Origin of the sequence: Pantoea sp. CCBC3-3-1 (genome assembly GCF_007981265.1) — a bacterium.
Classification (GTDB): Bacteria; Pseudomonadota; Gammaproteobacteria; order Enterobacterales; family Enterobacteriaceae; genus Erwinia.
Genome location: NZ_CP034363.1, coordinates 4062853 through 4084300, shown reverse-complemented (window position 1 = coordinate 4084300; position 21448 = coordinate 4062853). Strand labels below are relative to the sequence as shown.

The 21448-nt window shown below is 48.9% G+C and carries 18 protein-coding genes and 3 pseudogenes; 14 read left to right on the top strand and 7 right to left on the bottom strand.

Going from position 1 to position 21448, the window contains the following annotated elements:
- The first annotated feature begins 50 nt into the window (after positions 1-50).
- From EHV07_RS19020 to EHV07_RS19010, 3 genes and pseudogenes are all read left to right on the top strand, one after another.
- A pseudogene (locus tag EHV07_RS19020) lies at positions 51-628 on the top strand (TerD family protein).
- A gap of 74 nt (positions 629-702) precedes the next feature.
- Positions 703-1278: pseudogene (locus EHV07_RS19015) on the top strand (TerD family protein).
- Between the two features lie 87 nt (positions 1279-1365).
- Entirely contained in the window at positions 1366-2622 is a 1257-nt protein-coding gene (locus EHV07_RS19010) for a VWA domain-containing protein (protein WP_254446271.1), read from the top strand.
- A gap of 32 nt (positions 2623-2654) precedes the next feature.
- On the opposite strand, the gene EHV07_RS19005 is transcribed toward EHV07_RS19010, so the two are convergent.
- From EHV07_RS19005 to EHV07_RS18985, 5 genes are all read right to left on the bottom strand, one after another.
- Complete coding sequence (locus EHV07_RS19005) at positions 2655-3836, bottom strand: DUF4236 domain-containing protein (RefSeq protein WP_254446367.1); 1182 nt, start codon at positions 3834-3836, stop codon at positions 2655-2657.
- A gap of 445 nt (positions 3837-4281) precedes the next feature.
- On the bottom strand, positions 4282-4941 hold the full coding sequence (locus EHV07_RS19000) for an alanyl-tRNA editing protein (RefSeq protein WP_147199725.1): 660 nt from the start codon (positions 4939-4941) through the stop codon (positions 4282-4284).
- Between the two features lie 10 nt (positions 4942-4951).
- The gene (locus EHV07_RS18995) at positions 4952-5887 is read right to left on the bottom strand and encodes a lysine exporter LysO family protein (RefSeq protein WP_147199724.1); all 936 of its coding nucleotides are present in this window, start codon (positions 5885-5887) and stop codon (positions 4952-4954) included.
- 3 nt (positions 5888-5890) lie between these two features.
- The gene (lysA, locus tag EHV07_RS18990) at positions 5891-7087 is read right to left on the bottom strand and encodes a diaminopimelate decarboxylase (RefSeq protein ID WP_147199723.1); all 1197 of its coding nucleotides are present in this window, start codon (positions 7085-7087) and stop codon (positions 5891-5893) included.
- Positions 7088-7091: 4 nt separating this feature from the next.
- Positions 7092-8045: a PLP-dependent cysteine synthase family protein gene (locus tag EHV07_RS18985; RefSeq protein WP_147199722.1), complete on the bottom strand. Its 954-nt coding sequence runs from the start codon at positions 8043-8045 to the stop codon at positions 7092-7094.
- Positions 8046-9356: 1311 nt separating this feature from the next.
- On the opposite strand from EHV07_RS18985, the gene EHV07_RS24595 reads away from it, so the two are divergent.
- From EHV07_RS24595 to EHV07_RS18945, 8 genes and pseudogenes are all read left to right on the top strand, one after another.
- A complete protein-coding gene (locus tag EHV07_RS24595; RefSeq protein ID WP_168199649.1) occupies positions 9357-9746 on the top strand; it encodes a hypothetical protein in 390 nt (129 codons plus the stop codon).
- A 100-nt stretch (positions 9747-9846) separates the two neighbouring features.
- Complete coding sequence (locus EHV07_RS18975; protein ID WP_147199721.1) at positions 9847-10212, top strand: hypothetical protein; 366 nt, start codon at positions 9847-9849, stop codon at positions 10210-10212.
- An 85-nt stretch (positions 10213-10297) separates the two neighbouring features.
- Positions 10298-10945, top strand: a complete 648-nt coding sequence (locus EHV07_RS18970) for a hypothetical protein (protein ID WP_147199720.1) — start codon at positions 10298-10300, stop codon at positions 10943-10945.
- A gap of 75 nt (positions 10946-11020) precedes the next feature.
- Positions 11021-11623: a DUF3085 domain-containing protein gene (locus tag EHV07_RS18965; RefSeq protein WP_147199719.1), complete on the top strand. Its 603-nt coding sequence runs from the start codon at positions 11021-11023 to the stop codon at positions 11621-11623.
- Between the two features lie 67 nt (positions 11624-11690).
- Positions 11691-12038, top strand: a complete 348-nt coding sequence (locus EHV07_RS18960; RefSeq protein WP_029591441.1) for a hypothetical protein — start codon at positions 11691-11693, stop codon at positions 12036-12038.
- 81 nt (positions 12039-12119) lie between these two features.
- Positions 12120-13106 (top strand): ArdC family protein, encoded by a 987-nt coding sequence (locus EHV07_RS18955; protein WP_147199718.1) that lies wholly within the window; start codon positions 12120-12122, stop codon positions 13104-13106.
- A 104-nt stretch (positions 13107-13210) separates the two neighbouring features.
- Positions 13211-14138, top strand: a pseudogene (locus EHV07_RS18950) (DUF1281 domain-containing protein).
- Between the two features lie 108 nt (positions 14139-14246).
- Complete coding sequence (locus EHV07_RS18945; RefSeq protein ID WP_147199717.1) at positions 14247-14930, top strand: N-6 DNA methylase; 684 nt, start codon at positions 14247-14249, stop codon at positions 14928-14930.
- A 62-nt stretch (positions 14931-14992) separates the two neighbouring features.
- Here the strand turns inward: EHV07_RS18945 and EHV07_RS18940 are convergent, their stop codons facing one another.
- Together EHV07_RS18940 and EHV07_RS18935 are read right to left on the bottom strand one after the other, a co-directional pair.
- On the bottom strand, positions 14993-15934 hold the full coding sequence (locus tag EHV07_RS18940; RefSeq protein ID WP_147199716.1) for a DUF4209 domain-containing protein: 942 nt from the start codon (positions 15932-15934) through the stop codon (positions 14993-14995).
- Between the two features lie 141 nt (positions 15935-16075).
- On the bottom strand, positions 16076-16822 hold the full coding sequence (locus tag EHV07_RS18935) for a hypothetical protein (RefSeq protein ID WP_147199715.1): 747 nt from the start codon (positions 16820-16822) through the stop codon (positions 16076-16078).
- Positions 16823-17042: 220 nt separating this feature from the next.
- Between EHV07_RS18935 and EHV07_RS18930 the strand changes: the two genes are divergently transcribed.
- From EHV07_RS18930 to EHV07_RS18920, 3 genes are all read left to right on the top strand, one after another.
- Positions 17043-18551 carry a UvrD-helicase domain-containing protein gene (locus EHV07_RS18930; RefSeq protein WP_147199714.1) on the top strand — a complete coding sequence of 503 codons (1509 nt, stop codon included), beginning with the start codon at positions 17043-17045 and terminating at the stop codon, positions 18549-18551.
- Positions 18552-18617: 66 nt separating this feature from the next.
- Complete coding sequence (locus EHV07_RS18925) at positions 18618-20261, top strand: TraI domain-containing protein (protein WP_147199713.1); 1644 nt, start codon at positions 18618-18620, stop codon at positions 20259-20261.
- Positions 20262-20318: 57 nt separating this feature from the next.
- Positions 20319-21320, top strand: coding sequence for a site-specific integrase (locus EHV07_RS18920; protein WP_147199712.1), 1002 nt, complete (start codon positions 20319-20321; stop codon positions 21318-21320).
- Positions 21321-21448 lie beyond the last annotated feature (128 nt).

The window sequence follows — 21448 nt, the reverse complement described above, 5'->3', positions numbered from 1 at the left end:
GTTAATCACAGCATACAAGGTATGCACCAACACGATTTGAGGATAACAACATGGCAGTGACTCTCTCTAAAGGCGGCAACGTATCACTTTCTAAAGTTGACCCGACTTTGAAAAACGTGAAAATCGGTCTGGGCTGGGATACCCGCTCTACCGATGGTCAGGACTTCGACCTGGATGCATCAGCTTTCCTGCTGACTGACGCTGGCAAAGCTCGTGGTGATAACGACTTCATCTTCTACAACAACCTGAAATCCTCTGACGGTTCCGTTACCCATACCGGTGACAACCGAACCGGCGAAGGTGAAGGCGATGACGAATCACTGATTATTGAACTGAACCGCGTACCGCAGGAAGTGACCAAGATTGTATTCGTGGTCACCATCCATGATGCAACAAACGCCGTCAGTCTTTCGGTCAGGTCGCGAACGCCTTCATTCGCCTGGTGAACAACGACAGCAATGTTGAAGCCGCTCGCTATGATCTGTCTGAGGATGCCAGCACTGAAACCGCAATGCTGTTTGGTGAACTGTATCGCCATGCTGGTGAATGGAAATTCCGTGCCGTAGGCCAGGGTTATGCAGGTGGTCTGGGTTCAGTTTGTGCTCAGTACGGTATCAACGCGTCTTAATAGCGTTTCACATTACGCAGTGATCTTACGCCCGGTTTGACCGGGCATTAGCCTAAAGCAATGAGGAATTAAACATGGCAGTTAACCTGACGAAAGGCGGTAACGTAAACCTGTCCAAAGAAGCACCAACCATGACCAAAGCAATCGCAGGTCTTGGCTGGGACCTCTCGTGTGACTGATGGTCAGGCATTCGATCTGGATGCCTCTGTATTCCTGGTTGGCGCAGACGGAAAGTGCTGAGTGATCAGCATTTCGTTTTCTTCAACAATGCGAAAAGCCCTGACGGCTCTGTCGTTCACCAGGGTGACAACCGTACTGGTGAAGGCGAGGGTGATGATGAACAGGTTAAAATCTCCCTGGCTACTGTACCGGCTGACGTTCAGAAAGCGGTCTTTGCCGTCACCATCTATGACGCTGAAGCCCGTAAGCAAAACTTCGGCATGGTATCTAACGCTTACATCCGCATCGTGAACGAAGACAACAATGCGGAAATCGCGCGTTACGACCTGTCTGAAGATGCCAGCACCGAAACAGCAATGGTATTCGGCGAACTGTATCGCCACAACGGTGAGTGGAAGTTCAAAGCCGTAGGCCAGGGGTTTGCGGGTGGCCTGTCCGCTCTGGCTTCACAGCATGGCGTCAGCGTCTAAATAAAAACTCTGTATCAGCCTCTTCCATTTTGAAGGGGCTTTTTTTTGCCTGTGTTGGCAGGTGTAACGTGATTAATGGGGATTAATATGGATCTTTTACCCGGTCAGAATACTGTTATTAGTGCCAGCCAGATAGAGGTTCGCCTCTCCTATACTCAGAAGACAACATTTCGCAGCGACTTAGATGCATCGGCTTTTCTCCTGAGAGAAAATGATAAAACGCATGCAGATGAAGATATGCTCTTCTTCAACAATAACAGCAACGCGAATAAAAGCGTTACTATGCGCTCTGAGCAGGGTGATACCTTCTTTGCTGTCAATCTGTCCACTCTTCCCTCATCTGTTTCCAAAATTGCCCTGACCGTTGTGATTGACGGTCCGGATACACTGGATGGACTTGATCAGCTCAAAATGACCGTCGACGGCCATACATTTAACGTGCCGCTGCAGGGAAGAAGTGAGAAAGCGCTGATCGTAGCTCATATCTATCGCCACAATGGGCAATTCAAAATTCGCGCTGTAGGTCAGGGATTTGATGGTGGTCTGCATCCGCTGGCTCTTCACTTTGGGGTGGATGTCGCAAGCCCTGAGCCAGCTCCATCTGCAGCTCCTGTTCCAGCCTCAAATACGACTGTCAGCCTGGAGAAAAAGCTGGCGAAGGCACCGGCACTGGTCAGCCTGGCGAAACCCATACGCGTCAGTCTGGAAAAGCATCGTCTCTCAGACGTAAAAGCCCAGGTTGCCTTTGTACTGGATGCATCCGGGTCAATGACCGCGCAGTTCAAGAAAGGCAATGTGCAGAAAGTTTTAGAAAGGATTGCAGCTCTGGCTGTCCAGTTCGATGATGATGGTTCAATGCCGGTCTGGGGCTTTGCCGAAAAACACAAACGGTATGAAGATGTGACCCTCGACAATTTGGATGGTTACATTGAACGGGTTCAGAAAAACGGCAAGAAAGGTATGTGGGAAATATTGCCTGGGTTGGGCGGCACCAACAATGAGCCACCAGTGCTGGCTGATATCATTCGTGAGTTCAGGAATTCAACGTTACCGGTTTATGTCGTGTTCATCACTGATGGTGGCATAAACAAGACCCGTGAAATTAAAGAGAAGATCGTCGAATCTTCTGGTTGCCCGATATTCTTCAAATTCGTTGGTCTGGGGGGCAACAATTACGGGATTCTGGAAAAACTCGACAACCTTAGCGGACGTCCGGTCGATAACACCCACTTTTTCCCGATCGATAATTACGAGCGGCTGAGCGATGAATACCTCTATGACCAGTTGCTAGTTGAGTTCAGAGAGTGGTTAGATGCAGCACGCAGAGAGGGGATCTGCCGCTGAATAATGCGAAACCGGCCAGATGGCCGGTTTTGTTAAGCACTCAAAGGCGTGATGGACTGGAAGAGATATGTCGAGTTCATTCGTCTTTGCACTTCAAAGCGTTCAAAAGCCTCAACCGGATTGACGCACTCCAGATTGTTGAAATTCAATGCCTCAAAATCTCGTCTGTTGATTCTTGCAGAAACAATATACTCATCCTCCAGAAAGCCACTTTGCTTGCTTATACGCTGCGTGTAACCGCTAATAACGACTTTCTCAAAGGGAAGGGCACAGAATGCCATACCGGCTACCCTCATCAGAATACCGTGTACGTGTAGCGCGTATCTTTCCCGGACTGCCTTCTGCGAAATTTCTTTTTCCAGAATCTCCGTTCCCTTAGCATTTAATCGAACCGTCGAGGTCGGCATATCTTCAACCTCAGGACAGTCGATTTCGATCATGATGACAGAGCGTTCTGGTTCAACCTGGAAGGCCACCAATGTTTCACGGGGCCAGTCGGTTGCCTGAAGCACCTCAGTTAACAAAGATTCAAAATACCCACTGTCAGCTGCAAAACGACGGTCGATATCTTCAGCCGTATGTTGAATCTTTTTATCGTGTTCAGCTGCGTCATACTGCCAGTGAGAATATTGTTCTGCCCAGAGCTGCCGCGCTGTCTGGTAACGTTTCAGGGTAAGCGCATTTTCTTGCTGGCACATTTCGACTTCAAGTTGCCACCTTTCCAGATTCAGACGCTGCCGCTCCTGACGGGCATCTGCAGACTCGAACACTCTGCCAATGAAACCACGACCATGATCATCGTCCGGCCGAGGTGGTTCAGACAACGGGAGTGGTTTATCGGGGCGAACAGGAGCTGGTACTGCATATGGCTTGAGTGCCAGTTCACGATAATAATTAAGTAACTCAGAGTATGTATGCCCGGTTCTGGGGTCAGGCGTCAGCAAATGGATATTAATGATGGCATCAACGGCGCTGTTTAGCGCCTCAACTTCCCTCTCAAGCTCATCACGCAGCTGGGCATTAGCTTCGGCTTGCTGTGCTCTCTGTCTGCTTGAAGAACTTGCCCGGTCCAGCCGTGTCCGGTAGCTAAGGCCGGTACCTGGCAGACCAAAGTTTGCGTATGTTCCTCTCTTACCGAACGACACAGATGCACCTCGCGGCCCCACGCTCATGCTCGCACCGGAACCACTGAGGTTTAGCCTGACTCCCGGCATGATGCTTATTGATTTTCGAAATCTTAGTCCCATTTCCCTGACCATAAGGTTATAAGTACTGGAAGAGTATATTTTTATGTCATAAGTGTCTTCGGTAGCCGAATAAATAATTTCTTGAGGCCGGGCCTGCATTCTTCTTGGGGTTTGTCCGGTAGAGAAGTGGTCGTGCTGCTAACAGGGTTCGAGGGCCAACCGTACGGAAACGTACGATAAGAAAAAAATAAGCGTATAAAAAATCGATTGGTAGACATCAGGGCCTGTTAAATGCTATTTACCGGGTATTCTCATGCTTGTTATGTTTATATTTATCAGTTAGTTACTTCACTAACGTACGTTTTCGTTCCGTTGGACCTCAACCCCCTTATCAATTTGAGAGCACCCTGAAACCGCCGGAAGACAATTTGAGGGTGCAAAAGATTTTTTTGGTGCACCTACTGACCAGAAATTATAACAGCTGAGTTTCTATCCGGTTTACACCCTTTCCTTTGTTTTTACGTGAGATTTTAATCTGTCCCACCTCTATCGTATTTGAGACGTGTGTACCGCAACAAGGCATTGTTATACCTGCGCAACACCAGATTCGCATGTCATCCTGAAATTGAAATTCTATCGGATGCGCCTGATTGATGAAATCGTTAACTTCCAGCTCAAGAACGGCAAGAGATTTTGGATCAAGATTGTTCGCCAGTATGTAGTCAGTGCGATCTTTGAGGCCATTCACGAAAGACCCCTCAACGGAAAGAAAATCTGGAGTTTTACTCAGGAAATATTCAATCAGGTGACTAGCCGTATGAAGGCGCATGGTATTCAGCCTGCGAACGCTATCAATCTTTCCGCTTATTTTCTGCCCTATTTCCAGACCATCTACTGCCAGGTAATGCTTTATAGGCGCAGTGAAATCCAGTCGGCTTTCTCCTACATCATCAACATGTACCGCATTAACCTGACGGCCTTCAATGAATCCGATGTCATAATCCTGATTCCCTGAAAGTGGATAAAACAGTGTCTGGTCAAGCACGAGATGGTCATCACCAATGTAAGTAATGGTTGCCTCAAACTCGTGGTCATATGGCTTTTCATCAAACAGTCTTCTTGTGGTTAACATAATATTAAGCTCATAGAGAATAAAAAAACGGGATCAGGAATGGAACAATGATGGTAATAATTCCGCCCGACAGTAAGGCTACTGGAACGTAAGAGACGCCACAGTGCTTCTCAATGATAGGAAGGGTAACATCCATGGCAGTAGCACCGGCAACACCGATCGCAATATTCCCGTTTCCAATTCGCGATAACGTTGGTATGAGTAGGAGGGCAATGGCCTCACGAAAAAGATCACACAGAAATGCAACCGAGCCTAAAAGCGGATCCCCCATTTTTGTGAACAGAATACCGGAGAGCGTGTACCATCCAAAACCAGAGCTTACTGCCAGGCTGTGTGTAAATGAAAGTGGCAGGAACACTGACACGGCAGCTGCACCTATGTAGGATGCCAGTACAGTGAAACATGTCATCACAATATTGGTTCTGTTGAAAAATATTTCTCTGAGATTCAGGCCAGAGTAAGAAAGCTTGACGGCAATAACGAATATCAGCAGATACAACAGCCAGGAGATAAGTGGATCGTAGTTAACATCAGGGATGAGCCTGTAGAATCCGGCCACAAATCCGATAATAACCAGTCCCGCCAGAAGCAGCGGATCTTTGATATACCCCATGATATCGAAAGCTGCGGCCTGCCCTGAATCAAGCGGCTTCTGCTCTCCGCTCTCTGAACGCGTCCGCAGATGAAAAATCTTTAACACTACAGCTATCGAGAGTGAAGATGCAGTGGCAATGCACAGAGCATTAATCCCGACGAGACTGAGCTTGTCCATGATCCCCGGGATAAGTCCGACGGTTATTCCCATCAGTATGAGCAAGGCATACAGGCACGCATTAGAGATTTTTTCAAATGCTCCGATACTGAGTTGGGAATAAAAACGTGTGAAGTTGAAACCCAGAATAAAGGCGATAAGGATCGGAAAGAGATTAACAAACGCTAGGTACATAACTTAGTCCAGAACACAGGTTGAAATGATATCGTTGAAAGTTTCAGCGCGGCGGATCAACGTGATATCTCCGTTTTTACGCAGGAGATATTCCGGAGGCCGAACGCGTGAGTTGAAATTAGAACTCATAGAGAACCCGTAGGCACCCGTATCTTTAATACACATTAAATCTCCAACATTGGTCAGAGGGAGCGTCCTTTGCCGGGCAAATATGTCACCGGACTGGCAGAGGTAACCCGCTATATCATAGGTTTCCTGTGCTGTCTGGCTGGCTGACATGTTCTCAATATCATGCCAGGCATCGTATAAAAAGCAGCGGGGAAAATGATTGTGACCAGTATCAAGCCCGATAAAATTCCTTGAAGAAGTCCGTTTTACGGAGGTGACCTGGCTGATTAATATACCGGCACCCGCAACCATATATCTCCCAGGTTCAATGATAAACCGGATATCGCTGTTAATGTCGTATGTGGATCGTAACTCATTGAGGGATGAATGTATGGCACTGATGTCATAAGGCTTATGCTTGACGTAATCATAGCCAAATCCTCCACCAAAATTGATGAACTTTAGCGAAGAGAAACCCTTAGCCAGTTCTGCCATGATACCGGCATTTTCGATATAATTCGCCGCATCCATCTCACCCGAACCGGTGTGTGAATGCAGACCGTCTATAGTCACGGACGCTTCCCTGCACAGCGCTTCTGCCTCGCAAAGTTCTGAGGGCTGTATGCCAAATTTAGAAAGCTCTCCATTTGTAATAACTTTCGCTGAGTGACCAGCACCCACACCTGAATTAATCCTCAGGCTGACAGAGGTGCCGGGGTGATTATCAGTTATAATGCGCAGCGCATCCATCGAGCCAATGGTAATATTCACCCCAGCCTGCACCGCCATATAAATTTCATACGGCATCAGACAGTCAGCGTTGTAATAAATACTTTCCGGCGGGATGCCTGACATCAAAGCGATCCTGATTTCTTCAACAGAGCAAGCATCCGCTCCAAATCCCGAAGTACCCAGTAACTTAATAATATGGGGATTAGAGTTCGCTTTAACTGCATAAAGAAATGAATATTCCTTTTCTCTAAAGCATTCTTTCAGAGCCGTTATGACACAATCAATTTCTGGCTCACTGTAAATATAAAATGGCGTCTGTGTACTGGCACTGAAGTCACGGATAATGTTACATAATTCCATTTAATTAATCCTGCTGCAGTTTGGAAAGATAGCGCTCCCCTGAATCTGGAGAGATACACATGATTTTTTTATCGGGTTCTCTTTCAAGGATTTTCATTGCTGTAGAGACAACTGCACCGCTGGATAACCCGATATCCAGGGCGTACTTCCGCCTGATTAATCCGTATGCAGAAAATGATTCTGCGTCGTTCACGGAGTAAACCTCATCTGCTACTTCCTTGTTGAGGATGCCAGGAATAAAATTAGAGCCAATTCCTTCCACCTGCCATGAAGAAGGCATATAGGTACTTCCGCTGAAGTAAGAGTGATATAGAGAGCCGTGCGGATCGGCGACAACGAATTTTGTCCTGCTTCCCCGTTCACGAAAATAACGGTTTAATCCGACCAGTGTGCCACCGGAACCGACACCGCAGATAACGATGTCTGCGTTTCTGCCGCCCTGCAACCAGAGTTCAGGCGCAGTACTGTGATAGTGGGCCTCAATATTTGACTGATTATAAAACTGATCGCAAAAGAAACGGCCCTTCTGTGATGCATAGCGCCTGGCCGCTTTAACATAGTGATCTTCAGAATCTGCAGGGGTTTCAGAAGACATAATAATAACGTTTGCGCCATGAAACTTAAGAAGCGCCAGTTTTTCCTGACTGATTTTATCGTGCGTTATTATTGTGACCCTGTAGCCTTTGAGGCGTCCTATCCAGGCGATACCTATACCTGTATTTCCGGATGTTGCCTCGACCAGTTCATCGCCTGGAGTGATAAGTCGTCGGCTTTCAGCATCATGAATGATTTTATGCGCCACGCGGTCTTTTATTGAACCGCCGGGGTTAAATGATTCAAGTTTGATTCTCACATCAGCTTTAGGGTAGAGGTCTCTGAGAACACTTATTGTGGGAGTGTTACCGATCAATGCAAGAAGACCACTATCTCCCTGTTTTTCCGCTATCTTTGCATCCATTGTTGCTCACCTGATTTCGTTTGTCGGATATGGCATATGTAATTTCATTTTATGCATATAGACAATACGCACCTCTGGGGCCTAATGTGGTCGATAAGAGGTTAATCCTGTTAAATCCGTATTTCTGGTTGTAGATTTTATGTTTCTTTTTTTTCTGCAAGATTATAATTTGCTTTGTGGCTACTATTCGGGCTTATAAACTTTTTAATCATTTGCGGCATATGATTAATTTTTCTTATTTAACAAATTATTCTGTTGAGTTTGAATTATTTTTTCGATATCACCCTCACCAGCTGTAACGTTAAATTTACGTTTGATGATATGAAGCTTTTATTTTTTCAGATATCTCATTAGTCCATGCAACCATCGTAGTCACGCCTAACACGCATCGACTCTCCTGCGAGGCACGCTTAAAGCAAAAAAGTGACGCAGAAGAAAATCATGAAAATTCAGCGTATTGCTCAGGCCATCAGTTCCCCCGCCTCTTGTATGATGACCTTGATACATTATTGTGAATCGCCAGGCTACCACCTGTAGTGGCTTCCAGCGCTGGCTTAAACATGGAGTAAACCAATGAAATTCCCCTAAGCATCCTAAGGCGCCCCATCCCTACGGTTTTCATCACTAATTCAACTTACTTCATCTGAACCGGACGGGAATATATAAGCAAGGTTTGTGGTCTTGATGGTTTAGTAGGGATTTGAAAGCTTGCCGACTTTTTAATCCTGCAGTACGATGTTTTTGCTAACTGTTGTCTTTGCGACAACTGCCAATGTTCCGGTGATTTGAGAGGAACGCCTTCGGGTAATCACACGCCAATGTCATCATTACCTGAGAGATGGCGCTTTCGGGCGGTAACAAATCTGTTTAACCTTTGAAAACAGAGACCCCTGCGGTTAAGGTCCTTGTCTACTTCGCATTACATCCCATACACCTGTTTTACTCATCTGGCATTCTGTGCCTGACCTAGGTTGACATCATCAATATTTGCTCTGAAAATAGACAGGCTTACTTGTTGCTACATGCAACCAGCTAATGCTCCGGCAGTCTGAGAGGAGCGCCTTCGGGTGACTGCCAGCCAACGTTTTACCGGTCTGAGAGAAACACCTTCGGGTGACCGGAAAATCCTCGCAGCCTGAGAGAGGATACCTTCGGGTGGTAAATCCGTTTAACCTCTGGAAACGGATATCACTGAACAGTGACTGAGGTCATTTCAACTTATTCGACAGTCAGAATGTTTTTTTTTCTGACTCCCCGACGGGAAACACTTCCCGGTCGGGTAGGTGTTTCCCTTTTTTATGGAGAAACACCATGTCTGTCATCTCTTCTGCGGTTTTCCCTGAACACCTTCTTACTCAACTTCAGCAGTCTGCTGACGCAGCTGTCCGGAGATTAAAATCTTTCATTTATCTGCATCGCAACAGCAGCTGGTATGTCAACGGTTCGGGCAATTATGCCGTCCGTGCGCATATCACTTCTGTTAAAGACCAGGGCGTTAACGTCTTTCTTACCGTTCGTACAGGTTGCCACCGCGCTGACTATGTATTTCACCGCCTGCCGGTTTCCTTTCCTGAGAGAATAACAGGTCGTCGAAACGCATACCTCTATGCCTGCCGTCAGGCACAGCATCTGGCATACCTGCGCTATCGTTTTCTTTCCGGAGGGTATTCTCATATCAGCAGTCTGATTCATAAGCACTGAACTGAACGGCTGATAATTTCAGTCAGCAAATGTTGTGGACCCTGACGGGGATATCTCTCCGTCGGAGGGAGTATCCCGTTATTTACCTGAGGATATACCCATGTACGCAGACGTTTATACGCTTAAAACACCACTGGATACACTCAGCTGGCTTTGCCTGCTTGAGAGTGAACTCCTGAGCATCAGGGCATTTCAGCGTCTCGATCTTCATACGGACCGGGATGAACCCAGTGAACTGACGTATCTGGAAGATGCCATCATTAACGCCGGCACAGCTTATGGCTGGTTTGTCTGTTTTCTCAGGGACGGTGATATCCCGCCGCTGCCTGCCACTGCCAGAGAACTTCTCTGCGCGCTGGACAGTCTCGGTAAAGAAATTAACCGGCCTTTCTGGGAGCAGGCTGTGACCCGTGGGCAGGATGAAGCTTGTGGTGACAAAGCTATCGCGGCCCTCGAAATGATTTAATCAGACAGACAGAACGCACCCTGACGGGAATTTACTCCCGTCCGGGGGATAAATCCCCCCTTTTTTATTCGCGGAGGATTTATCGATGAAAAACCTGTTTTCTTCGCCGGCTTCCATGTCGGTTGTCTACACCATCGAACATGTCAGCACGGTTCCGTTGCGACACTGGCATGCTTTCGTTCTGGCCGTCACAGAAACTTTCTGGCAACTGCCGGTGCGTCTGCGTCCGGGGAATACGTATCTGCCGTCGCTTAATCGCGCAGCTGACCTGTTTCCGGTTGCTGATGTCATGGCGTTTTGTGGCGACACAGGCGGCAGTGTCTGGCCAGTCAACATGACCATTGAGCGTGAGCGCAACCGCAATACGCTGAGTATCCAGGAGCTGGATTTTCAGCATCAGCCCTGCGATTTCTTTGCACGCATTGTGATGGTCCTGCTGCATAACCTGTGTCCGGACAGCTTCCGGATACATTCTTCAGACGAGGGTCGCAGCTGGGCGTTACCGTTACGCTGGATTGAACAACATCTCGGCCTGCCTGAGCAGCCGACGCTGACCGCGCCTCAGCCGGTACTGAAAACACCGGTAGGCGAGGGCGCGTTTGATTCCCTGCTGCTGCAGCTGCTCTCCGGTGGTGAGCGGGTGCTGAGCAATGAGGACTGGAATGCCTTTGTGCTGGCGGAATTCCATCTGTACGAACTGAAGCGGGTCGCGGAAAAATCTGACTCGTTTTAAACAGTAATGACTTTAACCCCGTCGGGAGAGATGACTCCGGACGGAGCGGCTCTCCCGTTTTTACAGGAGAGCCTCATGCTTTTTTTCGACAATAAAGACCTGACGAACGTCCTGCTGACCGCCCGCATGCAGGGAGGCCAGCTTCATCTGGCAAAGGATGAGGGTGTTTATCTTATGCCGGCCACCGGTGCCTGGCAGGGCAACGATCCGGTGCCGCGTATTGCGTATGCCGCAGGGTGTCACCCTCAGAAAAATGAGGACTGGTACGACATGGCACGCCTGCTTGCCGGCGGCGATGATTTCATTGAATCACTGTCGATAAGCGACGCGGTAGCCACCTCTGTACTGTCCGGCAGGACGGACCTGAGGATCCTGATTACCGACACACAGATACAGGTGCTCACCGCAGCGACTGACCGGGTGAAAGTCGCGCAGTACCGCCAGAAAGCCGATCAGCTTTTGGCGAGTGCAGTCTGTCACTTCAGTGCCTGTGTCGGGCCTGATGAACTCTGCCGCTGGCGTGAAAACGCCGTGCGTCTGCTGACGCAGGCGGCCTTCATCAGTTGTAAGCGGGCGAAGCCTGAAGATCATCAAACCTTTCTGAACGCCTGTGGCAGGCTGCAGGCCAGGTTATCGCAGGTGACCCCGCAGGGGGCGCTGCGAATAACCGGACGTTAACTCACCCCGGCAGGGACTTTTGCTGCCGGAAAGGTTCCTGCCTCTTTCTGAACCGAAGGAGGCCCGTATGGGACTGGATATTTTTCTCTACAGCCAGCACAGGCAGATCGTCGCAGTACCGGCACCGTATCATCCGGTGTGTGAACTGAGCCGCGATTTTTCACTGATTACCTGGGTGGATAAGCATGTCGGTGAGGTGGAAAACGCGACCTGTCTGGAACTGTCACGCGAGCATATTCAGCAACTGAAAGAGAGGTTGGACTGTGCGATTGCGACATTTACAGAGGGTAATGAGGATAATCCGCTTCTTCAGCGCCGGCTGCAGTACGTTTTCACCCTGCGTGACAGGCTGGAAAGCCTGCTCAGTGATTTTGACTTTGAACATGAATACCTGTGGTTTTATGCCGCATGGTAACTGACTTCTGAATTTCCCGTCGACGGGCGTATCTCTGCGCCCGCCGACGCAGGGGTATGCCTCTGATTAAAGGTATATCTCATGAAAAAAACGACTTCACACAAGGCGGCCCGCCGTCCGGCAAAACAGACTGACCTTTATCGTCAGATCACCGACCGCATTGTTGTCGCGCTGGAAAACGGAGTCGCGCCCTGGCGTAAGCCGTGGCGCGTGGCTGCCGGCAGCGGTCTGGCCGGTCTGCCCCTGAATGCCACAACCGGACGTCACTACAGCGGCGTGAATGTCCTGCTTCTCTGGATGTCAGCGGACGAGCAGGGTTTTCGCAATAACCGCTGGATGACTTACCGGCAGGCGCAGCAGGCTGGCGGGCAGGTGCGTAAGGGTGAGAAAGCCACCCTGGCGGTGGTTTATAAGGACTGGACGAAGCAGGCGGAGGATCGCGAAGGCAACCGCCTTTATGACAGTGACGGTAAACCGCTGATGGAAACCGTGCCGATGCTTAAACCCCTGCAGCTGTTCAACGCTGAGCAGTGTGAGGGGTTGCCGGCAGAGGTTGCGGCTTCACCTGAGCAACCGCCGACGGTGGATGAGGACGGCATACTCAGCCCGGACGTGATGAACAGGGTGATCCGGATGTTTAACGCCACAGGGGTTAAACACCGGATGCTGCCTCAGAACCGGGCTTATTACCGCCCGCTGACGGATGAAATTGTGATGCCGGTGGCTGAGCAGTTTTTTACGGAGGCGGACTGCTGGTCCACGCTGCTACATGAACTGGTACACAGTACCGGTCATGCGAAGCGACTTAACCGGGAGGGGATAACCTCCTCATCCCGCAAGTTCGGGGACCCGGTGTATGCCTTTGAGGAGCTCATCGCCGAAATGGGCAGCGCGTTTTTGTGTGCCCAACTCGGGGTATTCGGTGAGGTTCAGCACGACAGCTATGTGGACCACTGGCTGAAGGTGCTGAAATCTGACAAAAAGGCCCTGTTCCGCGCCTGCCGGCATGCGCGGGAAGCGTCGGAATATTTGCTGGCACAGCCTGAAAGTCAGGCTGTGGCGGCGTAATTAACTTATCCGGTGGCGGTTATTCCGTAACTGTCGCCGTCCCGTGAGGACACCGCTCCTCACGGGCTGTGTCCTCTTTTTTTTATGAAAGAGGAGTATTCACTATGTCCGAATGGTGTCATAACCGCCTGGAAATCACCGGTAAATCCGTCTGCATCGATGTCATGCTGCAGTGGATAAACGGAACTGACGTACCGCGTCACCGCCACGCCGTGCAGCAGAGCATACAGCTGTTTCTGGCCGGCGCGGCGGGGATACTCAAGCCGGTGCGGACCACGTCGTATCCGCCCTGTCAGGGGCTGGTCCGTGCAGGCACAGGGCTTTCCACTGCGGCCAACCAGGCGTTTGAAAGCTGGCTGGCATTGTTGCTGAAGGATGCCGTCCTCGATGCGGAAACCATCCGGGCCATTGACCGGCTGTATCACCAGTCAGGTCTGGGCGCGCTGAAATGGGAGAATATTCCCGGCCCGGCACGTGAGGTTATGGCGGAGCTGATTGCCAGACAGTATACCGACTGGTCTGGTCAGTGCCGGCGATGAGTCTGATGCCGCAACTGCCTGGGAGCGGCTCAGCCAGTATCCTGAACGCTCCCAGCCCTGCGATATGCTGGCCGTCATACCCACCCGGCTGGCAGCAGAGCTGAACGGTTCCGGGGGGCTGATGTCAGGCGTATCGACCACAACCAGCCTCTACTGCCGGCAGTACGGCATGGAGTGGCCGGCCGGGCACAATGTCAACTGGCAGCGCCATAAGCCAAACAGTCTTACGCTGCAGATGGATACGCCCTGGCTCCCGCCGTCAGGTGAGGTTGTCGGGGAAATTGCTGCGGTACTTGACTGCGAGGTGCGTCACAGCTACAGCGAGCCCGTGAGCGGGCTCAGCGGTTACGACTGCTATGACGGCGGTGAACATGTCGATGGATACAAAGGTGCGGCCGGCGCGTCTCAGCCCGGTCAGGTGCTTTATCTCGTCAGCGATGAGCCGGCGTTACCGGCTCAGGAAGCAGGATCTTATCGTGAGGTCCGGGGGTAAAAGCCTGCTCCTCCGTTAACCCAGCCACGGCAATGCCGTGGCTTTTTACCCTCAGGGGACACGTCCCCTGGTCAGGGTGCGTGCTCCCTTTTTTTATGGAGAAGACGCATGCCTGGCATGATTAACCACGAAAAAGCCTTTGTTAAGTTGTTCAGTCAGACGGCCCGGTATCATCACCGGTTTAAAGTGTTCGAAGACTTCATCAGCTGCAGCGTCATCGCGCTGGAAAACCGGCTTTGCTTCAGTGAGGCGCGGGAGCAGAAGTATTTGCGTATAGTTCGTGGATACGAGAAGGAGGACGTCACGCGCATGGCGCAGCTGCTGGCCCACGTTGTTAACGGGCTGGGTGAAGCGTCCGGGGACTTCCTGGGGCGCGTCTTCATGCAGCTGGAGCTGGGTGACAAATACCGGGGGCAGTTTTTCACGCCCTGGGATGTGGCCAGAATGATGGCGGCCATGCAGCTGGGCGACACTGAAACGCTGTTCCGGGACAAACCCTTTATCACGCTGAGTGAACCTGCCTGTGGTGCAGGTTGCATGGTGCTGGCATTTGCCGATGTTCTGCGAAAAGCGGGCTGGCCACCGCACCGGTATCTGTGGGTATCCGCGACAGATATCGATCCGCTTGCGGCCGGTATGGCTTACATACAGTTATCCCTGAGTGGGATCGCCGGAGAAGTAGTGGTAGGTAACACCCTAGCGGACGAGCGAAGAAGGGTACTTCATACGCCGGGGCATTACCTGGGAAACTGGATAATGCGGCTTGAAACTTTCACTGGCAATGCTGCCTGATTTATAATCTAACTAAACCGGCCATTATGGCCGGTTTTATGTTACAAGCAATTTTAAACAGGCTATATTATATCTTGAGTAATTACCAAATTTATCATAGGCATGGGAGTCAAGGACATAACAATAATCCTGAGATAAAGCCACCATGCATATACTACGGCATCACTGTTGGCAGCATTGTCATCAAGTAAGCCATATGCCACATAATTTCGGAGGTTCGCTCCTATAGGATCCGTAAAGATAGCACGTAAGTTAAAATGAAGATCTTCGCCAAATATTTCAGCTGACTGAGGTTTATCTAATAACGAACTTAATCCAATCTCATTTTCCACACCGCCTTCATTAATACTTGTAATGATTCCTGCTCTCTTGAGTACATTTCTGACCAAGAATTCTACCTGTGGAGAGATGAGATGGATTGCCTCAGCGAAACGGAATTCAAATCCTAAATATAGACCCCTTGATGTTAATTCAATTCTTTCCTGAGGAATTAACTTGGAATGACAACACAGTTCGCTAAAAAATTTATGCGGGAGGTTATATTCTTTATTAAGCTGATTAATTGCGGGTATAATCTGGCCTGCGACGATAAGTTTCAATGAAATGTCGAATGATCTCATTATTTCTTCATTAATACCCTCATCGCCTTCTACTTTTGGCTTTGTACGGCCAATTACTCTCCCATCTCCTGAAATGTGTATTGACCCAAAAAGATCGGATATCCTAAATTTCCTTTCTTCGTCTTGATCTAAAATTTCATTTAATTCAATCATTTTAAAGTTAACAAAATAAAGTAGAGCTTGTTGTAGATCTGATTTTCCTTTAACGTGCTCTATCGAATTATCAACAAGATTCTCAATATCAACTGCTGGGGTTTGATAAGTATGCATATCTTCCAAAGACAACATGCCATGTTTTCTGATTAGCTTAAGGGCGCTTTCTATTTTAGAGTTAACTCCCATTTCCTCTCTAAATTTTTTCGGTATAAGACGATATCTTTCCAAAGCATTTTCATAAAAATGCCTAGCTAAAGGGTTGCCTTGATACTCTTTAGAAGCCTGTTGTTCTGCATGTAGATAGAAACACTCAGCGCTTTCGAAAATGGCGTTTCTATGTTCATAGTCCTTTTTGAGAACTTTAAAAAATCAAGCTGAAATGAAAAATAATCTTTCAGCAAAATCAAAATCTCCATTCTCCTTAGAATAATTTCCATGATTAACGATTATATGAGCTATCTCTTCTAAACTTTTTGATTTTCGGTAAAACAAACCGAAGTCTTTTATGAGAGAAAAAAGGCTGAACGATACCCCTAAATTCCCCGGAGTGTGTGACCTTATATAATCTTCAACTCTTTTTTCAATAGTGTTAATAGCTGACTTCTTGCCAAATTGCCTAGAAAGCACTATCGATCTCTCGTATAACGGTTCAACTAAGCTAAACCAAGTTTCATCTATAATAGGGTGCGAGAGATATCCCTCTAAAATAGTCTCCACTAAATCATATCGTCGCGGTGATTCTAACATGAGAACTGTTTCACACAGTTTAGATTTAAATACACTGGTATTTAACAATGATAATACGTAGTTAATGATATTTATATCATCTTTAACCAAATCAAAAGGAGAGTACGATCGTCTGTCATGTAGCGTTATTGCATGTGTTAAGGGCGCATTTCTACTTCTAGGTATCAAGGCTATCATGGATATGTTAGCCAATATATGAGCAATATTTTCAAGTTCGATCTTTTTATTCTTATTATAACTGTCTTTAAGCTGAGAGAAAAAAGTATGTCCCGAAAATCCATAGGCGTCACCTTTATCTCCTTTTTCGTACTTTGCTATATAAGAAGAAATTTGACTAACTATTTCATTTTTATCATCTTCACTGAGCATGCCAACCTCGTTTAAATTGATTATTGCTGTATGAGAGAAAATTATGTAGGTATCATTACATCATCATGTATGGTCAGTTAACTACGAAACGTGTTTCACTCCACGATTCAGAAATATAGTTGTTCTGCAAATTATATTTTTTTGATTTTGAATTTAAAATCGATATCTGTGCATACCTTGGTCACAGTAAACCGAGATTTTAACATCTCTGGAGACTGCTATGGCCTGGAATACGACTCAAGCGCAGAATGCTGTTGTACAATGGCAAGGTACACAGCTTGTAGTAAACGCCTTTGCGGGAACAGGTAAAACCTCCACCTTAGTGAGCTATGCCGAAGCCAACCCGGGAAGTAAAATGCTTTACCTCGCCTATAATCGCGCTGTGAGGGATGAAGCTGAACGCAAATTTCCATATAACGTTGAGTGTAAAACATCGCATCAGCTGGCGTGGCCCCGCTTTGGCAAACACTTCCGTGAAAGGCTGACAGCAAGTCTGCGCATTACGGATGTGGCCCGCAAGCTCAATACCCGGCACTGGCCGCTGGCGCGGCTGGCGCTCAGCGGGCTGAACATGTTCCTCTGCAGTGCTGACCCCGAGCCGGGGCTGATACATCTGCCGTCTGAGGATGATCGCCACGGTCTCGATGCAGGTAAAATTCTGGGGGCAATCCAAATCCTCTGGTATGAAATGAGCCGTATTGATTCAACCTTTCCCGTCACGCACGACACCTACCTTAAACTGTTCCAGCTCTCTCATCCTGACCTGTCAAAACGCTGGGACACCATCCTCTTCGATGAGGCGCAGGACGCCAATCCGGTGACCAGTGCGTTTGTACTGAATCAGCCCTGCCGGGTCATCTTGGTCGGCGATCGTTACCAGCAGATTTACCGGTTTCGCGGGGCGGATAACGCGCTCAATGCCCCTCAGCTGGCGCAGGCAGACAAATTGTGGCTGACGGCGAGTTTTCGTTTTGGCCCTGAGGTCGCGCGTATGGCCAACATCCTGCTGGACCGTGCCGGAGAAGATAAACAGGTAAAAGGCAACGGGGGTGAAGACAGTGTGGTGACCCGAATTCCGGAGGGAACTGAGCACATTGCTGTACTGAGCCGGACGGTATCCGGTGTGATTGGGAGTGCTTTAACGGCAAGTCTCATGGAGAAAAAGGTCTTCTGGGTCGGCGGGATTGAAGGCTACAAGACCGAAGAGCTTGAGGATCTGTACTGGTTCTCCGCCGATATGCCTGAAAAGATGCAGTCCCCGCGCCTCAGCCGGGACTACCGGGATTTTGACGAGTACTGCTCGATAGCCAAAGCCACGCAGGACGTGGAGATGAACCAGGCTATTCGCCTGCTCGATGACTTTTTCCCGCTCCCTCAAAAGCTGGCCATTATGCGCCGTCAGGTCGTCACTCATGAAAAAGAGGCTCAGGTCACGGTTTCAACCGCACACCGCAGCAAAGGGCTCGAATGGCCGGTGGTGATGCTGAGTGAGGATTTTACTGACATTACCGACCCGCTTCTTTCGCAGGATGAGCGGCAGGATGAGACTAACCTGCTGTACGTGGCTGTCACCCGGGCCAGAAGAACGCTTGTGCTTAACGAGTTGATGCGCTGGCTGAGCGATGAAGGCGGGAAAAACCGCGAGACGACGCATGAAACCGTACCGTCCGGAAATGGAGAGAGCGCCGACAGGCACGAAGTAACGGGAAAAACTTCTGAGAATGAGTAACTGGTTTTTTATGGTGAAGCGCGGGGAGTGTCACAACACTGGGCAGCCCTATACCAGGAGAAAATCATGCGCGACAGAATCAGGACTCTGAGGTTTCTGTTTTCAAAAGGTGAACCGGAACCAGTACATCATGTATCCGTTGTCACACCTGCCGGCTACCACACTCCGCGTACGGTCGATACGCTGTGCTGTAGCCCATTGAGAAAAACCTGCCTGCGACAAATATGGGAAAACAGCTCACTTCCGGCGGATGTTTATCACCGGTTTTATATAACGCCACTGCATGGCTTACTGGCCAGGGTACAGAATGTGCCGGCAACACAGCAGGGAAGGTGGTCGCAGTCAGACGGCTTCGGGGACCTTACGCTGCAGTTCACAACCTGTGCGGTCAGACTGGCCAAAGGATACATGTTTCCACCCGGAGCTGCGCCAGAAGAGCAGGCAGAGCAAAACGTGATGTGGAATGCGGTCATTTTCTGGTCTGCACTGTTCTGGCATTTGCCGCTCCTGGCGTCTCTGGAGGGGGAGCTGCTTGATGGTAAAAGCTGGCTTCCGGGAATAACCGTTCCGGACTCGCCTTATCGATTCCGCTTCCGGGAAGCTGACAACTCCTCAGCTTTTGCAGCGCTGGCAGCCGGACAACTTATGCCAGCGGAAGCGACAGGCTGGCTGGCAGAAAATCCCAAAGCTCTGGGAAATCTTGCCGGGTCCTTATGGAACCAGCATCCGGCAATGCCGTTGATCCGAAGCCTGATGAAACAAGCAGCTGAGAAAACAGAGTCTCCTCTGATGGAGAGGAAACCTGCGGAAATTTTAAGTTCTAATACAGGTGAAATTCCAGAAAATACAGCCCTTTCAAATGAGGGGGGCGCTACGGTTTTACCTACAGATATTTTATCTGAACAAACAGCTCTGCGCGGGGCAACTGATCCATCTTCCCCTGAGATTTTTTCACTTGCCACAGGTATTGATAACCCCACTCAGCTTAGTGACTCACCAGTTAAAAGCCGCGAAGAAAACGAAGAAGAAAGTGCTTTAAGCGAAATCGTAAAAAGTACTGGCTCTGACTCTCTGCCCTCTGAAGATGATGCTGATGCTCTCCTGTCTCTTTTCGAAATGTCAGGAGATGCTATAGCTTCAGAAAATGAAGGTGAGGTACAGGCAGACGTGTGCGTTGTGATTGCAGAGGAACAGCAATCGTCAGAACCCCTTGAAAAGAAAGAAGACCCCGCAAATGAAAAGGAACCGTCTGCAAAAGGAAACTCGGACTATTCTCAGGTTGAAATTGTTAACAAATGTGATGAAAGATCAGATTCCGTACCCGTAGCAGTCTCCGGTACTGACGTAGCGGAAGGAGAACAGTTTTTTGACTGGCTCCGGGAGGGACTCAATCTGGGAGATATTAGTTTTAATGGTAAAGCAGACAAAACCCATGTTATTGCCGGCTATGTCTTTTTACCCGTCCCCGGTATCTTTTTCGACTACCTTAAGGCCACTGGTTCGACTATTCAACGGGAAAGCATTCAGGCTTCTTTTGAGCGACTTAACCTGCATAAGCGTCGTGATAACAGGAGATTTTATTTTGCTCAGCTTTACGATACACCCGACAAGGCCGGGAGGTTCAAACGGGTAAAAGGCTACCTGGTGAAAAGCAGGCGGGTATACAGAGAGACCATCCCTCAGGACAGTCAGTTCATTTTGTTTCCCTGACCACAACGTCGGTCTGACATCTGGTGCGTTACTGTTACTAAGAGAGGAATGGAAAAAATGAACGAAAATAGTGCTGACTGGCTCTGGCAGGAACTTATGGATGAGTACTTTTTCTGTAAATCGCTGCGCGAAGATACCGAGTGGAGTTATAAGAAGGTTGTTCGTGGTTTCAGGAAGCATATTGGGGAAGCCTGTCCGCCTTACGGCATAACCAGTCGCGATGTGCTTGAGTGGCGAAGGCGTGTGCTCAAGAAGCAGTGCCTTTCTGCACATACCTGGAACAATAAGGTCAGCCATATGCGTGCCCTGTATAATTTTGCCATCACTTCTCAACTGACGAACTTAAGTAAAAATCCCTTCAATGGTGTATCGGTCAAACAGGACAAGAAGCGTAAAAAAACGCTAACAAAAAACCAGATGATAAAAATCTGGCTAACTATGCAGCAATTTGCTTCTGAGCCCAGAACCGAGTCTAAATGCGCTCTGAGGCCAGTATGGTACTGGCTGACTGTCCTGGACACGTTGCGTTACACCGGTATGCGGCAAAATCAACTGCTCCATATACGTCTAAAAGATGTGTCTCTTGACGATGGGTGGATTGAATTAAGAGCGGAAGGCAGTAAAACGTACCGGGAATGGCGGGTTCCCGTTGTCAGTCATTTACGACCGAGACTGGAAGCGTTGCTTCAGCGTGCAAGGGACTGCGGTGCCGGCAATAATGATTCGCTCTTTCACTATGAGCGGTTTGTCTCTTCGCCTGCAGAAAGGGCGTCTCTTTCGGAAAAACCATCGCTGCAACCGTTACGCTCGTTTTTTCGCAGGCTGTCAAAAGAGTGCGGGTTTGATGTTTCTCCCCACCGGTTCAGGCACACCCTTGCCACGACACTGATGAGCTCGCCTGAACGAAATCTGCAGCTGGTTAAGGGGTTGCTAGGACACCGCAACGTGAGTACAACAATGGAATATGTTGATATCAGTATGGATATTGTGAGCCAGGCGCTGGAAAAGGAAATGGCGCTTTACACCGACAAGGCTGAAGAGATGTTTTACAATGGTTGACATTCAGTCACGTCATTGTAATTATTCACGGTGATCGAGAAAAGGGAGCCTGTTAGCAGCAGGCTCCCTGATCGAGAGGGTAACTTCTTGATGTATGCTGATGTGAGGATCAACATCAACAAGTACCA